Source organism: Ruegeria sp. R14_0, assembly GCF_017743975.1.
Classification (GTDB): Bacteria; Pseudomonadota; Alphaproteobacteria; order Rhodobacterales; family Rhodobacteraceae; genus Ruegeria.
Map to the genome: position 1 here is coordinate 95421 of NZ_JAGHRC010000002.1, position 12928 is coordinate 108348.

At 59.0% G+C, this 12928-nt stretch carries 16 protein-coding genes and 1 tRNA gene; 8 read left to right on the forward strand and 9 right to left on the reverse strand.

Annotated features, from left to right (window positions below; all coding sequences use genetic code 11):
- The first annotated feature begins 3 nt into the window (after window positions 1-3).
- The 3 genes from J7416_RS06480 (at window position 4) to J7416_RS06490 (ending at window position 1439) form a co-directional block, all read left to right on the forward strand.
- Complete coding sequence (locus tag J7416_RS06480; RefSeq protein ID WP_209223925.1) at window positions 4-741, forward strand: N-formylglutamate amidohydrolase; 738 nt, start codon at window positions 4-6, stop codon at window positions 739-741.
- Window positions 742-807: 66 nt separating this feature from the next.
- The gene (locus tag J7416_RS06485) at window positions 808-1047 is read left to right on the forward strand and encodes a DUF6868 family protein (protein ID WP_209223926.1); all 240 of its coding nucleotides are present in this window, start codon (window positions 808-810) and stop codon (window positions 1045-1047) included.
- Between the two features lie 77 nt (window positions 1048-1124).
- Entirely contained in the window at window positions 1125-1439 is a 315-nt protein-coding gene (locus tag J7416_RS06490; RefSeq protein WP_209223927.1) for a DUF1244 domain-containing protein, read from the forward strand.
- Window positions 1440-1482: 43 nt separating this feature from the next.
- Here J7416_RS06490 and J7416_RS06495 read toward each other — a convergent pair whose 3' ends face one another.
- From J7416_RS06495 to dgcN, 3 genes are all read right to left on the reverse strand, one after another.
- Window positions 1483-2343 carry a D-amino-acid transaminase gene (locus tag J7416_RS06495; protein WP_209223928.1) on the reverse strand — a complete coding sequence of 287 codons (861 nt, stop codon included), beginning with the start codon at window positions 2341-2343 and terminating at the stop codon, window positions 1483-1485.
- A gap of 76 nt (window positions 2344-2419) precedes the next feature.
- Window positions 2420-3385 carry an N-acetyl-D-Glu racemase DgcA gene (dgcA, locus tag J7416_RS06500; protein WP_209223929.1) on the reverse strand — a complete coding sequence of 322 codons (966 nt, stop codon included), beginning with the start codon at window positions 3383-3385 and terminating at the stop codon, window positions 2420-2422.
- Between the two features lie 64 nt (window positions 3386-3449).
- Complete coding sequence (gene dgcN, locus J7416_RS06505; RefSeq protein ID WP_209223930.1) at window positions 3450-4451, reverse strand: N-acetyltransferase DgcN; 1002 nt, start codon at window positions 4449-4451, stop codon at window positions 3450-3452.
- A 295-nt stretch (window positions 4452-4746) separates the two neighbouring features.
- Here dgcN and J7416_RS06510 point away from each other — a divergent pair, with 295 nt between their 5' ends.
- Window positions 4747-5706: an L-malyl-CoA/beta-methylmalyl-CoA lyase gene (locus J7416_RS06510; RefSeq protein ID WP_209223931.1), complete on the forward strand. Its 960-nt coding sequence runs from the start codon at window positions 4747-4749 to the stop codon at window positions 5704-5706.
- Between the two features lie 38 nt (window positions 5707-5744).
- Here the strand turns inward: J7416_RS06510 and J7416_RS06515 are convergent, their stop codons facing one another.
- Together J7416_RS06515 and J7416_RS06520 are read right to left on the reverse strand one after the other, a co-directional pair.
- Window positions 5745-6323: a PA14 domain-containing protein gene (locus tag J7416_RS06515; RefSeq protein ID WP_209223932.1), complete on the reverse strand. Its 579-nt coding sequence runs from the start codon at window positions 6321-6323 to the stop codon at window positions 5745-5747.
- A gap of 111 nt (window positions 6324-6434) precedes the next feature.
- On the reverse strand, window positions 6435-6887 hold the full coding sequence (locus J7416_RS06520) for an Lrp/AsnC family transcriptional regulator (RefSeq protein ID WP_170469611.1): 453 nt from the start codon (window positions 6885-6887) through the stop codon (window positions 6435-6437).
- Between the two features lie 73 nt (window positions 6888-6960).
- Between J7416_RS06520 and J7416_RS06525 the strand changes: the two genes are divergently transcribed.
- On the forward strand, window positions 6961-7557 hold the full coding sequence (locus J7416_RS06525; protein ID WP_209223933.1) for a LysE family translocator: 597 nt from the start codon (window positions 6961-6963) through the stop codon (window positions 7555-7557).
- A 1-nt stretch (window position 7558) separates the two neighbouring features.
- Here J7416_RS06525 and J7416_RS06530 read toward each other — a convergent pair whose 3' ends face one another.
- The gene (locus tag J7416_RS06530) at window positions 7559-8392 is read right to left on the reverse strand and encodes an AraC family transcriptional regulator (RefSeq protein ID WP_209223934.1); all 834 of its coding nucleotides are present in this window, start codon (window positions 8390-8392) and stop codon (window positions 7559-7561) included.
- Between the two features lie 121 nt (window positions 8393-8513).
- On the opposite strand from J7416_RS06530, the gene J7416_RS06535 reads away from it, so the two are divergent.
- Entirely contained in the window at window positions 8514-9476 is a 963-nt protein-coding gene (locus J7416_RS06535; protein WP_209223935.1) for an acetyl-CoA carboxylase carboxyltransferase subunit alpha, read from the forward strand.
- A gap of 4 nt (window positions 9477-9480) precedes the next feature.
- Here J7416_RS06535 and J7416_RS06540 read toward each other — a convergent pair whose 3' ends face one another.
- The 3 genes from J7416_RS06540 to J7416_RS06550 all read right to left on the reverse strand — a co-directional run bounded on the left by J7416_RS06540 (window position 9481) and on the right by J7416_RS06550 (window position 12093).
- Entirely contained in the window at window positions 9481-10608 is a 1128-nt protein-coding gene (locus tag J7416_RS06540; RefSeq protein ID WP_209223936.1) for a lytic murein transglycosylase, read from the reverse strand.
- Between the two features lie 111 nt (window positions 10609-10719).
- Window positions 10720-11367 (reverse strand): GntR family transcriptional regulator, encoded by a 648-nt coding sequence (locus J7416_RS06545; RefSeq protein WP_209223937.1) that lies wholly within the window; start codon window positions 11365-11367, stop codon window positions 10720-10722.
- 30 nt (window positions 11368-11397) lie between these two features.
- Window positions 11398-12093, reverse strand: coding sequence for a SprT family zinc-dependent metalloprotease (locus J7416_RS06550; RefSeq protein ID WP_247744167.1), 696 nt, complete (start codon window positions 12091-12093; stop codon window positions 11398-11400).
- A 100-nt stretch (window positions 12094-12193) separates the two neighbouring features.
- On the opposite strand from J7416_RS06550, the gene J7416_RS06555 reads away from it, so the two are divergent.
- Together J7416_RS06555 and J7416_RS06560 are read left to right on the forward strand one after the other, a co-directional pair.
- Window positions 12194-12520, forward strand: a complete 327-nt coding sequence (locus J7416_RS06555; RefSeq protein ID WP_209223939.1) for a TIGR02300 family protein — start codon at window positions 12194-12196, stop codon at window positions 12518-12520.
- A 141-nt stretch (window positions 12521-12661) separates the two neighbouring features.
- Window positions 12662-12737 (forward strand) — tRNA-Ala (locus J7416_RS06560).
- Window positions 12738-12928: the final 191 nt, after the last annotated feature.

Below are 12928 nucleotides of genomic sequence, written 5' to 3' on the forward strand. Positions count from 1 at the left end.
CTTATGACGTATTCCCCGTTTTTTATCCATGGTGCCGATCGCCCTTCGCGTTGGCTGATCACATGTGACCACGCGACCAACATGGTACCCCCGGACATCAATGGGGGTGATCTGGGCCTGCCGCGCGAGGATATGGAGCGCCACATCGCCTATGACGTAGGCGCGTATGAGGTCTCCAAGCATCTGGGCGAACTCCTGAACGCACCGGTCATCGCCGCCAATTTCTCGCGTTTGGTGATTGACCCGAACCGGGGTGAGGATGACCCGACCTTGCTGATGAAGCTGTATGACGGGTCCATCATTCCCGGCAACCGCCACGCCGACGCGACCGAGCGCGAGCGTCGCCTGAACATGTGTTATCGCCCTTATCATGACGCACTGGCGCAAATGGCTGCCCTGCCCCATGCCGTGATCGTGTCGATGCACTCGTTCACGCGGCAATTGCGGGGTCGTGACCCGCGTCCTTGGCATGTTGGTGTTCTGCACACTCCGGACGAACGGTTCGCGCGCCCTTTGATCAACCAACTGGAGGCTGAAGAGGATCTGTGTGTGGGTGTGAACGAACCCTACACCGGCGTTTTACCAGGGGACGCGATCGACAAACACTGCACCAGCTTTGGTCGTCCCAACGCCCTGATCGAACTGCGCAATGACCTGATCGCTGACCATGCCGGACAGCGGGCCTGGGCCGAGCGCCTCGCCCCGATCCTGCAGGATGCACTGGTCGATAGCAGCTTGTGACAAAAGCCCTCACGGCATTGTGAGGGATCACCTAACACCCCACATTATAGGGGAAAGGAGGCGACCATGACACAGGAATTCCTGACGGCCGTCTTTGGCTGGATGGCCGTACTGAACATCGCGGTTCTCTTGTTCACAACGCTGATGATCTTGCTGTTGCAGGACTGGATCGCAGGCATCCACGGCAAAATGTTTCAGATGGAGCGCCCTGCAGTGAAACGGGCGTACTTCCGATATCTGGCCAACTACAAGATCCTGACACTGATCTTCTGTATCACCCCTTGGCTGGCTTTGAAACTGGCCTGAGGCGCTGTTTATTGAAACATCGCCCTGGGGCCGCTAGGTCAGGTACAGCACCCAATACAGTCATTCGGAGCCAAACCATGGACAAGCAAACCGAAATCGAACTTCAGGCCGCCGCGTTCCGTCGGCTGCAGAAACACCTGATGGAAGATCGCACCGACGTTCAGAACATCGACATGATGAATCTGGCCGGGTTCTGCCGCAACTGCCTGTCGCGCTGGTATCAGGAAGCTGCCAATGAAAAGGGCATCGAAATGGGCAAAGACGAAGCCCGTCAAATTTTCTACGGCATGACCATGGATGAGTGGAAAGCCAACTATCAGACCGACGCCAGCCCCGACAAACAGGCCGCGTTCAAGGTCGCATTCGAAGAGAACGTCACAAAAAAGGGCTGACGCCTATAACGAAGAAGGCCCGCCGATCTGGCGGGCCTTTTCTTTAGACTGCGGCCTTGCGGCTTTCGTCCAGGTATATCTCGCGCAAGCGCTTGGCGATTGGCCCGGGCGTTCCATCGCCCAGCGCGACGCCGTCGATCTCAACCACCGGCATGACGAATGCACTGGCCGAGGTGGTAAACGCCTCATCCGCCTCTTTCGCCTCATCAATGGTGAACAAGCGCTCTTCGACTTCCATCTGAGCTTCTGCCGCCATGCGTAGCACGGCCTTACGGGTGATCCCGTGCAGAATGTCGTTCGACAGCGGGCGCGTAACGATCTTGCCGTCTTTGACGAAATAGGCGTTGTTGCTGGTGCCTTCAGTGACGTATCCGTCTTCGATCATCCACGCGTCATCGCAGCCCGCTTTCTTGGCCATCATCTTACCCATCGAGGGGTAGAGCAACTGAACGGTCTTGATGTCGCGGCGACCCCAACGGATGTCCTCGATCGAGATGACCTTGGCACCCTTCTGAGCAGCCGGGCTATTCGCCAGACCGGGTTTGTTCTGCGTGAACAGGACGAGGCTGGGCTTAGTATCCGCAGGCGGGAACACGAAATCCCGGTCGCCATCCGAACCGCGGCTGACCTGCAGATAGACCAGGCCTTCTTCAATGCCGTTCAGCTCGACCAGTTTACGGTGGATTTCCAGCAATTCGTCCTTGGTGCAGGGCTCGGCCATCTCCAACTCGTCCAGCGACCGCTTGAGGCGCACGGCGTGGCCTTCGAAATCAATCAGCTTGCCGTCCAGAACACTTGTGACCTCATAAACCGCGTCTGCGAACAGAAAACCACGGTCAAAGATGGACACCTTTGCCTCGGTCTCGGGCAGGTATTCGCCATTTACGTAAACGGTGCGGGTCATGTCTTATCCTTTTCGTCTCCGGGCTTCGTCCGTTCCTCACTGAAAACGATCCACTGGATCGATTTCCGGGCGTTCGTCACCCCCAAAGCGCAGCCACGGGCGGGTGCACTCCGGCGTTATCAAAAATCAGCGGGTTGTCGCGGTCTTCGGCCAACAGCAGCGGCCCGTCAAGGTCTGTTATGATCGCACCCTGCGCAACAAGTGTAGCAGGCGCCATGGCAAGCGAGCTGCCAACCATGCAACCAACCATGACTTTGTAGCCCTCGGCCAGCGCCGCTTCGCGCAGGGCCAACGCTTCGGTCAGGCCACCTGTTTTATCCAGCTTGATGTTGACCACGTCATACTTGCCTTTCAGCTTAGGCAGGCTGCTGCGGTCGTGGCAGGACTCATCGGCGCACACAGGCACAGGGCGGTCCATTCCGATCAGGGCATCATCTTCGCCAGCAGGCAGTGGCTGCTCGACCAGCGCCACGCCCAGACGCACCAGATGCGGAGCAAGATCTGCGTAAACCGCAGCGGACCAGCCTTCGTTGGCATCCACAATGATCTTGGAATCCGGAGCACCCGCCCGCACCGCCTCGAGCCGAGGCATATCGTCCGGTGTGCCCAGTTTGATCTTCAGCAGAGGACGAAAGGCATTCTCTGCAGCCTGGGCCTGCATCTTTTGCGGCGTATCCAGCGAGAGGGTGTAGGCGGTGATCTCAGGCGCTGGCACCGGCAACCCGGCCAGATCCCAGGCCCGCTTTCGGGCGCGCTTGGCCTCAAGGTCCCACAGAGCACAATCCACCGCATTACGCGCGGCGCCTGCAGGCAACAGGTCCATCAGGCTTTGGCGAGTGAACTCGGCAGGCAGCGCTGCAATCTCGGCCTCGACCGAGTCCAGCGTTTCGTCATAGCGGGCATAGGGTACACATTCGCCCCACCCTTGATGCGTTCCGTCAGAAATCCGTACCGTCAGCACTTTGGCCTCGGTCCGAGATCCGCGCGAGATTGTAAAAACCTGCGCCAGCCGAAACACGTCACGAGAAACTTCTACCTGCACGCGCCAGCTCCTTCTTCATTTGAAAAACTTGTCCGCCGGAGGTGTCCCCGGCGGAGTCTTTTGATCACATCGCAGCCAAGGCGTCGACCAGTTTACCCGCGCCAAAGCGATAGGGGTCGGTCGCGGGCAGGCCCATTTCGGCCTCGACCTGTTCGATATAGGCGCGCGCGTCTTCTTCGCTCAGATGCTGGGTGTTGATCGAGACACCCGCGACCTGACAATCAGGATTGGCAACCCGCGCAAGCGGCAATGCCGTTTCACGCAGCTGCGCCAGCGTCGGCAGCGAGTATTCAGGCAGGCCGCGCATATGTGTGCGGGTCGGCTCGTGGCACAGGATCAGGGCGTCGGGTTGACCGCCGTGGATCAAGGCCATGGTGACACCGGAATACGAGACGTGAAACAGCGAGCCCTGCCCTTCGATGTGATCCCAGTGATCCGCATCGTTTTCCGGCGTCAGATACTCCACTGAACCGGCCATGAAATCCGCAACCACCGCGTCCAGAGGCACGCCCTGACCGGTGATCAGGATGCCGGTTTGACCGGTGGCGCGGAACGTCGATTTCATGCCGCGCTTGCGCATCTCGGCATCCATGGACATGGCCGTGTACATCTTGCCAGCCGAGCAATCCGTGCCAACTGCCAGGCAACGCTTGCCGCTGCGCTTTTTGCCGTTGGCAATGGGATAACCAACTGTCGGGACGCGCACGTCATGCAGAGTACCGCCATGTGTCTGCGCCGCAGCCACCAGATCACCTTCGTCGCGCAGCAGATTGTGCAGGCCCGAGGCCAGGTCATATCCCATTTCCAGCGCGGCAATCAGAACCTCTTTCCAGGCTTCACTGATAATACCGCCACGGTTGGCCACGCCGATCACCAGCGTCTTTGCACCGGCCTCTTTCGCCTCGGCCAGTGTCATATCGGTCATGCCCAGATCAGCCTTGCACCCATCCATCCGGTACTGACCTACGGCGTTCTCAGGGCGCCAGTCTCTGATGCCTATCGCAACTTTGGCCGCCAATTGGTCGGGCGCATCGCCCAAAAACAGCAGGTACGGTGTCTCGATCATTGCGGTTCACTCCTTTGATTCCGACGCAGCCTATGGGACGATTTCAGCGAGTGTTTCGCGTTTTCGTCTGGCAACACCCCGTCACGCGGGAAATTTTTGCGCTCTTTTTGCCCTTGACGCATGATCCTTCCAAGTTTTCAAAGCGATTAAACTTTAATCGCTGTCCAGTCGAGAAAAGACGGCGATTGCTGCGAATGCATTGCCGCATCTGCACAAAGGCGCTTGCTATGGCCCACGCAATTTAATACCTCATGAGGCAAGAAAATCGTAATTTCCTTTCTCGCACGAGGTCCAGATGAGCTTTCGCATTCAACCCGCCGCCCCTGCGCGACCCAACCGTTGCCAACTGTTCGGGCCGGGTTCCAACACCAAACTGTTCCCGAAAATGGCCGCGTCGGCGGCGGATGTGATCAACCTTGATCTGGAAGACTCGGTCGCGCCTTCGGACAAGGACGTGGCGCGTGCGAACGTGATCGAGGCGCTGAACACCGTCGACTGGGGCAACAAATACATGTCTGTACGTATTAACGGGCTGGACACACCCTATTGGTATCGCGACGTGGTTGATCTGTTGGAACAGGCTGGCGACCGTCTGGATCAGATCATGATCCCCAAGGTTGGCTGCGCCGAAGATGTCTATGCCGTGGACGCGCTGGTCACCGCGATCGAGCGTGCCAAGGGCCGCACCAAGCCGGTCAGCTTCGAAGTCATCATCGAATCCGCCGCCGGTATCGCCCATGTCGAGGCAATCGCCGCCTCTTCCCCGCGGATGCAGGCGATGAGTCTGGGCGCGGCGGATTTCGCGGCTTCGATGGGAATGCAGACGACCGGTATCGGTGGTACGCAGGAAAACTATTACATGCTGCGCGAAGGTGAAAAGCACTGGTCCGACCCGTGGCACTGGGCACAAGCCGCCATCGTGGCCGCCTGCCGGACGCATGGCGTTCTGCCGGTGGACGGTCCGTTCGGTGATTTCTCGGATGATGAAGGCTATATCGCGCAGGCCAAACGTTCGGCCACGCTGGGTATGGTCGGGAAATGGGCAATCCACCCGAAACAGATCGCACTGGCCAACCAGGTGTTCACCCCATCGGACGAGGCTGTATCCGAAGCCCGGGAAATCCTTGCCGCTATGGAACAGGCCAAAGCCAATGGCGAAGGTGCCACCGTCTACAAAGGCCGTTTGGTCGACATCGCCTCAATCAAGCAGGCCGAAGTGATCGTCGCACAGGCCGAACTGATCGCGGCCAACTAGTCTAAAAGGATAAGGCGCCCCCGCGGGGCGCCTTTGCTTTATCGGCCGAACACGTCGTTTGGTGTCCAGGTGATCCTCTCACCCTGCTTGCCCCATTTCATCATCAGGCACGACGTTCCGTATTTCTGAAAGTAAGTGATCTTCAGCGGATACCACCCCGCTTGCGGCACCTCTACAGCGGTGCGTTGATTGGCTTCGCAGCCCTGCCTGCCATTGACATAGCCGATCTGCTGACCCCCTACCCAAGCGTCGATGCCATCATTCGACCAGGTTTCGAGCTCATAAACTCCGGGTGAATCGAACCGTATATAGCCCGTGACCTCTGCAGCGACGTTGAATGCCTGATTGTAGGTCAGAACAGGATCGCCTTCGTTCGTGTCCCGATAATCCAATCCACGCAGCGGCGCACCGGGTTTTGCTTTCTTTAGCAAAAAGCCCACTTTACTCAGGTTTTGGATTTTGCGCGGCGGGTTCCCCTCCCACGCATATTTCACATTTAGACCCGCCTGCGGGCTGGGTTGAGGATTGGCCGGTTGCAGCTTGAGCGGTGCAGCAAATGCCGCGCCAGCAAACAACGCCACAACAGTGGCCAGCGCTCCGATCCGAAAAAGTTTCATTGTCTTCTCCCTGTGTGCGGTCTTTGGGTGTTTCCCCCAATTCGACCTTTGAAAAGACAGTAGGCTGTGAAATTTCGCCCTGCAAGACGGTAGGACATCACATTTCCAGCGTCAGGCGCGCATATCCTTGGGCGAGTCCATCACGACATAAGATGTAATCGAGGTGACATGCGGCAGAGTCCCAAGCACTTCGGTGTGGAATGTCTTGTACGACGGCAAGTCTGCGCATTCGACGCGCAACAGGTATTCGATTGTGCCCGTGATATTGTGGCACTCGACCACTTCGGGGGCAAGCTGCAGGGCGCGTTCGAAGCCTTCCTGCGCAGCTTTGGTATGCTCACCCAACCCGACGCCGATATAGGCCACGAACCCCACACCCAAAGCCGACGGGTTCAGAACCGCCCGATAGCCCGAGATCACGCCAGACCGTTCCAACTCCTGAACACGACGCAGGCAGGCCGAGGGTGACAGACCCACCCGGTCAGCCAGATCCAGATTGCTGATACGGCCGTCCTGCGACAGCTCTCGCAATATTTGCTGGTTTATGTGATCAATTTTCGCCATTGATTGCGACATTAGACCAGCGCCGCACTAAAACGCAATTTCATTTGCCGAGATTGCAGCAATTATCCACGATATGACCTACGATATCCTTCTGGCCCTGATCGCCTTTGCCTTTGTCTCGTCCATAACGCCGGGACCGAACAACCTGATGCTGATGGCATCGGGCGCGAATTTCGGGTTCCGCAGAAGCATTCCGCATATGCTGGGAATTGGATTGGGGTTCACCGTAATGGTGCTATTGGTTGGTGCCGGGCTGGTGCAGCTGTTTGACACCTACCCGGTCAGCTACACCGCACTGAAGGTCGCCTCAGTCGCCTATCTCTTGTTTCTGGCGTGGAAAATCGCGCGGGCCGCGCCGGCAGAAGGACATAGTGAGACGGGCACGCCGATGACATTTCTGCAAGCAGCGGCATTCCAGTGGGTAAACCCCAAAGCCTGGGCCATGGCCCTGACGGCAACCACCGCATACACGCCGGATCAAACCCTTCAAGCCATAGTGGTCGTGGCATTGGTGTTCGGCTCGGTGAACCTGCCTTCGGTCAGCACATGGACCGTTCTGGGCCAGCAGATGGCCCGTTTTCTGACTAACCCTCGCAGGCTTGTGGTTTTCAACTGGGCAATGGCCGCGTTACTTGTCGCGTCGCTCTATCCTGTTCTGTGGCCGAACTGAGTTACTTCAACGGCAAACAAATCTCGGTCAGCAAATCCTCGGGCGCGGTAACGCGGGGATCGTTCAGGTAGATCTCATAACAGGGCTGATCTGCTGGTTCCTCGCCCGAGGTCGGCAACCAGTTGCCAAACAAGCTGAGATAGGCCGCGCGAATGCCAGAGTACGGGCCCTTATAGGTCAAAACTGCTGTCTTGCCGCCGGGGATTTCCAGGCTTTCCATACCTTTGGGCGTCTCATCGCCGAAAAACTCGGCCCCGGCAAAACTGCGCAATTGATCCTCGGGGGTGTCCTCCGGGCTGTCCAGAAACACCGCCAGAACCGGGCCAAGCTGAGGCCATAGCTGACGCGATTCACATAAAGCTCCAAAAGCCTCAAAGCTTTTGCCGATCCGCGTATAGTCCCCTTTATGTGGCAGGGCGATAACGCGGCGTGGTGGGTCGGTGCGGGTGACAACGGGGTGCATGGGGTAATCTCCGATTTTGAAACGTGGATGGGCAGGAAGGAACTGACCGGCCTTGCGAAATGCGGCCGGGCTGCTGCCGTAGGCTTCGGAAAAGGTACGCCTAAAGGATTTGAGATTGGGGTAGCCGACATCTGTTGCGATCTCGGCCACCGGCCGATTGGATTGCACCAGCCAATTGGCCGCCCGGTGCAAACGCACACGGCGCACGGCCTGCGCACAGGTCTCTCCGGTGATAGCGCGGAACACGCGATGCCAATGAAACCGCGACATAGCTGCGACATCTGCCAGCGCATCCAACGACAGGTCCTTAGCAGGGTTGTCGTGGATGTAGGCCAACACGCGCAAAACGCGATCTTCGTAGCTGGTAGCCATTTGCGCTTTCCTTTTTTCCTGCCCATTCGACGTTGCATAATCGTCGACCGCAAATCTTGCTGAGTTGCATCCCAGGCGACGTCAGGTCATATAGCAATGAACTTCCGCGTTGAGAGGCGTCATGACCCAGTATCTGGATTTCGAAAAACCCCTGGCCGAGATAGAAGGCAAGGCCGAGGAATTGCGCGCTCTGGCCCGCGCTAACGAAGAGATGGATGTGGCCGAAGAGGCCGCCGCACTGGACGCCAAGGCCGCCAAACTGCTGGACGAGCTGTACGGCGATTTGACCCCATGGCGGAAATGCCAGGTGGCCCGCCATCCCGAGCGGCCGCATTGTCAGGACTATGTCAAAGAGCTGTTCACCGAATTCACGCCTTTGGCCGGGGATCGCAACTTTGCCGACGATCTGGCGGTGATCGGCGGTCTGGCGCGGTTCAACGACCAGCCGGTCATGGTCATCGGTCACGAAAAGGGATCGGATACCAAATCTCGGATCGAACGGAATTTCGGCATGGCCCGCCCCGAAGGTTACCGCAAAGCCGTGCGCCTGATGGAAATGGCGGGCCGCTTTGGCCTGCCGGTGATCACTCTGATCGACACGGCCGGTGCCTATCCGGGCAAAGGGGCCGAGGAGCGCGGCCAGTCCGAGGCGATCGCGCGCTCGACCGAGATGTGCCTGAAGATCGGTGTACCGTTGGTGTCCGTCATCATCGGCGAAGGCGGCTCGGGCGGGGCTGTGGCCTTTGCCACGGCGAACCGCGTCGCGATGTTGGAACATTCGGTCTATTCGGTGATCTCGCCCGAGGGCTGCGCGTCGATCTTGTGGAAAGACTCAGAAAAGATGCGCGAGGCCGCCGAGGCGCTGCGCCTGACCGCGCAGGACCTCTATAAGCTGGGTGTTTGCGACCGCATCATCACCGAACCCAAGGGCGGCGCCCATCGTGACCGCCCTGCTGCCGTCGAGTCCGTACGTGCAGCGATTGCCGCCATGCTGAAAGAGCTGGATGGCAAGGACGAGGCGGCCCTGATCAAGGACCGCCGGCAGAAATTCCTGGATATCGGATCAAAAGGGTTGGCGGCCTAAGCCGTCAGCCCCCAAGCTGGCGCAACAACGCTGCCGAAGGCTCACCGGTCACGGTAAGGCCATTGGCGCGCTGATAGCCGCTGATGGCGGCTTTGGTGTTGTTTCCGATCACCCCATCCGCACCTTGCGTGTCATACCCCGCCGAGGTCAGGCGGCGCTGCAATTCTTTGCGGTCTTCCAGCGTCAAACCGGTCGCATCCGGACCGAACGAGGCCTGGAACGGCGCGCCACCCCCGATCCGGTCCGACAAATGCCCAACGCCGATCGCATAGCTGTCCGAGTTGTTATAGCGCTTGATCACCTGAAAATTGCGGAACACCGCGATGCGCGGCCCGGGTTTCTGCGGTTGCAACACAGCGACTGGCGAGCCCGAGACCGTGCCGACCTCACCCCCCCAGGGCTGCCCGCGCACCCAACCTGCACGCGCCAGATAAGCCGCGGTCGAGGCCAGAGAATCCGTCGGATCCTCGGACCAGATATCCCGGCGGCCATCGCCTGTGAAATCTACCGCGTAAGCCAGATAAGAGGTCGGGATGAATTGCGTGTGCCCCATTGCCCCGGCCCAGCTGCCGGTCATGTTTGCGGGTGTCGTGTCACCTTCCTGAATGATCTTCAGTGCGGCAATCAGTTGTTTTTCAAAAAACGCGCCGCGCCGACCGTCATAGGCCAGCGTTGAGGTCGCGGAGATGACCGGCACGTCCCCACGGCGCGCTCCGTAGCGGCTTTCCAACCCCCAAACGGCTACCACAACCTCTCGGTCGACACCGTACTGCGCCTCGATCGCAGACAATGTACCGGCATGGCGCACAAGCATCTGCTTGCCTGTCGCGATCCGCTCATCCGAGGCAGCAATCGCCAGATAATCCTCGAGCGAGCGTTTGAACTCGACCTGATTGCGATCGCGCTCGATCACGTCCGGCAAATACCCTGCCCCCTGGAACGCGCGGTTGATCGTGGTCTGAGAAATACCCTGCGACGTCGCGCGCGACTTGAACCCGGCGACCCAGGCGTCCCATCCTGCGTTCGGAACCGCCCGCATCCGGGTTGCAGGCGCGCTGGTCGGCGCGCCGGTTGAACATGCGGCCAACAGTGTTGACCCGAGTCCAAATGAAAAAAGGCGTCGATTGATCATGGCTGAAATCTGCTCTTGTTGTGATTTGGGTCAGAGTACCGCAGAGCGGACGCTCAAGCCAGCATGGCGATACTGCTGATCGGTAATCTGACCACCTCGGCAACAAGCCGCTCAGCTGACCAGCATACGCAGCCCCTGCGTCACATCCGACCGCACCGCTAACCGCAATCCAGGCTCATCCCCGGCCTTCAACGCGGCAATGATCAGCTTGTGGTAATGGGGCGGTTCCGTCCGGCGCAGCCGCCCGTACAGCGCGCGCATCGTGGGTCCCAGCTGCAGCCAAACAGTTTCGACAATCGCCAACATCGCTGGTGCCTGGGCGCGCAGGTAAAGAGTACGGTGAAACTCCAGGTTCGAGCGGATATAGCCGACGGCGTCCCGCTTGGTGACCATTTCCGCAACGGTCATGTTGATGCTTTGCAGCCGGTCGATCAGCGCCATATGCGCGCGGGGCAAGGCCCGGCTGGCCAGCTCGACCTCAAGCAGCGCGCGCAGGGCCGCCAATTCTTCAATCCGGTCATTGGACAGTTCGGGCGTAGACACGCGACCGGACGAGGACAGAAACAAGGCACCTTCGGCCACCAACCGCCGCACTGCCTCGCGTGCGGGCGTCATCGAGACATCGAACTCCTTACCGATCCCACGCAGTGTCAGGGCCTGCCCCGGCGCCATCTCTCCGTGCATGATACGAGAGCGGAGCGCCCGATAGACAAGATCATGGGCTGCGGGCTGAGAGTCAGATGAACGGGCACTTAGCATGCCCCCATGTGATCACAAACCGCTGTTTGGTCAACTCGTCGGTGCGTCAAATCTGTACTGATGTAGCTGCGCCCCGTTGTCGCGCAGCCACCGCCTTTGATCTTTGCAGGGACCAAACAAACGTTCAACCTGCGCCCAAAAGGCAGGCGAATGATTCATCTCGGCAAGATGTGCAACTTCATGAGCCGCGACATAGTGCAAGATGTCCGAGGGCGCCAAAATCAAGCGCCACGAGAACATCAACCCGCCGGCGGAACTGCAGGACCCCCATCGAGACCGCGTATCGCGCAACGTCAGGCTGGAATAAGGGCGGCCCAACATCGCCGCATAGTCGTCACAGGCCTCGGTCAAACGATCCCGCGCCAGTTCCTTCAGGAAACGCGCCAACCGGCGCGCCTCGGCTCCTTTCGGCACCCCAATCTCGGTGTCGCCCAGCAGAACGCGCCGACCCTCGGCGGCTACGATTCGCCTGTCTTTGCCTTCGACAGGGACTGTGCGCCCGACCGCGACAACCGCCGGGGTGGGCCGATCCTGCAGATGCTGGCGGATCCAATCTTCCTTGACCCTGGCGAAGTCAAGCGCCTCGGCCTCGGCCACGCCCTTTGGGTAAGTCAGCGTAACCCGCCCATCCAATTGAGAAATCCGCAAGCTGATACGCCGCGCCCGCGCCGATTTGCGCAGCGTCAGCGGCACCGGCGGTTGTCCGGGCAATGCGTGGTCCCCCATATGCCTGTTTCTCCTGCGCAAAGGCTTTGACAGTGCCTGCTGCATGTGGCACGTGACCTGAATCATTATTACGACTCACCTGATATCAAGGGGATTTGACATGCCCAAGGAAGAATGGGGCGTAAAGCGCGTTTGCCCGACCACCGGTAAGCGGTTTTATGACCTGAACAAGGACCCGATCATCAGCCCCTATACCGGCGAGATCGTGGAGCTTGAGACCGGCAAAAGCCGGATGATTGCCGCAGACGCGGAAGACGCCGCATCGGCGAAGGCACGCGAAAACACATCGGACGAAGATCTGGTGCTGGACGACGACGACAATGTCGAAGTCGAGCTGGACGACGATTTGCTGGACGATGATGATGACGGCAACGACAACGTTTCGCTGGATGACATCACCGATATGTCGTCGGAAGACGAAAACTAAAACCGGTCGGGGCGGCCTCTGCGCCGCCTCAAACCACCCGCGGACGCAAGGCAGAATCTTTTCCGCAATTACCATTTTTGGTCTTGCACTCGACGCCGACGTCTCATAAACGTCCGTCCACCGCAACAGCGGTACATTGATGGGGCCTTAGCTCAGTTGGGAGAGCGCTTGCATGGCATGCAAGAGGTCAGGGGTTCGACTCCCCTAGGCTCCACCAAAATCCACTGATTTTATTGAATAAATTTTGGCAGAGCCCGTTTTACCCCTAACCCAACACTAAAATTTAACCGCTTCACCTGGCTTTTGTCAGCACCAACCCAACGCCACCCGAGTCGGAATGTCGCACCCCACCCCCCGGCATCACCCGGACGCGGAGCTCTGTTGTTTAAATCCCCCGCACACAAAGCG

Bases quoted from the DNA above. Each gene is read 5' to 3' on its own strand.
- J7416_RS06480 (WP_209223925.1), top strand. From the start codon at position 4: ATGACGTATTCCCCGTTTTTTATCCATGGTGCCGATCGCCCTTCGCGT.
- J7416_RS06485 (WP_209223926.1), top strand. From the start codon at position 808: ATGACACAGGAATTCCTGACGGCCGTCTTTGGCTGGATGGCCGTACTG.
- J7416_RS06490 (WP_209223927.1), top strand. From the start codon at position 1,125: ATGGACAAGCAAACCGAAATCGAACTTCAGGCCGCCGCGTTCCGTCGG.
- J7416_RS06495 (WP_209223928.1), bottom strand. From the start codon at position 2,343: ATGACCCGCACCGTTTACGTAAATGGCGAATACCTGCCCGAGACCGAG.
- dgcN (WP_209223930.1), bottom strand. From the start codon at position 4,451: ATGATCGAGACACCGTACCTGCTGTTTTTGGGCGATGCGCCCGACCAA.
- J7416_RS06510 (WP_209223931.1), top strand. From the start codon at position 4,747: ATGAGCTTTCGCATTCAACCCGCCGCCCCTGCGCGACCCAACCGTTGC.
- J7416_RS06515 (WP_209223932.1), bottom strand. From the start codon at position 6,323: ATGAAACTTTTTCGGATCGGAGCGCTGGCCACTGTTGTGGCGTTGTTT.
- J7416_RS06520 (WP_170469611.1), bottom strand. From the start codon at position 6,887: ATGGCGAAAATTGATCACATAAACCAGCAAATATTGCGAGAGCTGTCG.
- J7416_RS06525 (WP_209223933.1), top strand. From the start codon at position 6,961: ATGACCTACGATATCCTTCTGGCCCTGATCGCCTTTGCCTTTGTCTCG.
- J7416_RS06530 (WP_209223934.1), bottom strand. From the start codon at position 8,392: ATGGCTACCAGCTACGAAGATCGCGTTTTGCGCGTGTTGGCCTACATC.
- J7416_RS06535 (WP_209223935.1), top strand. From the start codon at position 8,514: ATGACCCAGTATCTGGATTTCGAAAAACCCCTGGCCGAGATAGAAGGC.
- J7416_RS06540 (WP_209223936.1), bottom strand. From the start codon at position 10,608: ATGATCAATCGACGCCTTTTTTCATTTGGACTCGGGTCAACACTGTTG.
- J7416_RS06545 (WP_209223937.1), bottom strand. From the start codon at position 11,367: ATGCTAAGTGCCCGTTCATCTGACTCTCAGCCCGCAGCCCATGATCTT.
- J7416_RS06550 (WP_247744167.1), bottom strand. From the start codon at position 12,093: ATGGGGGACCACGCATTGCCCGGACAACCGCCGGTGCCGCTGACGCTG.
- J7416_RS06555 (WP_209223939.1), top strand. From the start codon at position 12,194: ATGCCCAAGGAAGAATGGGGCGTAAAGCGCGTTTGCCCGACCACCGGT.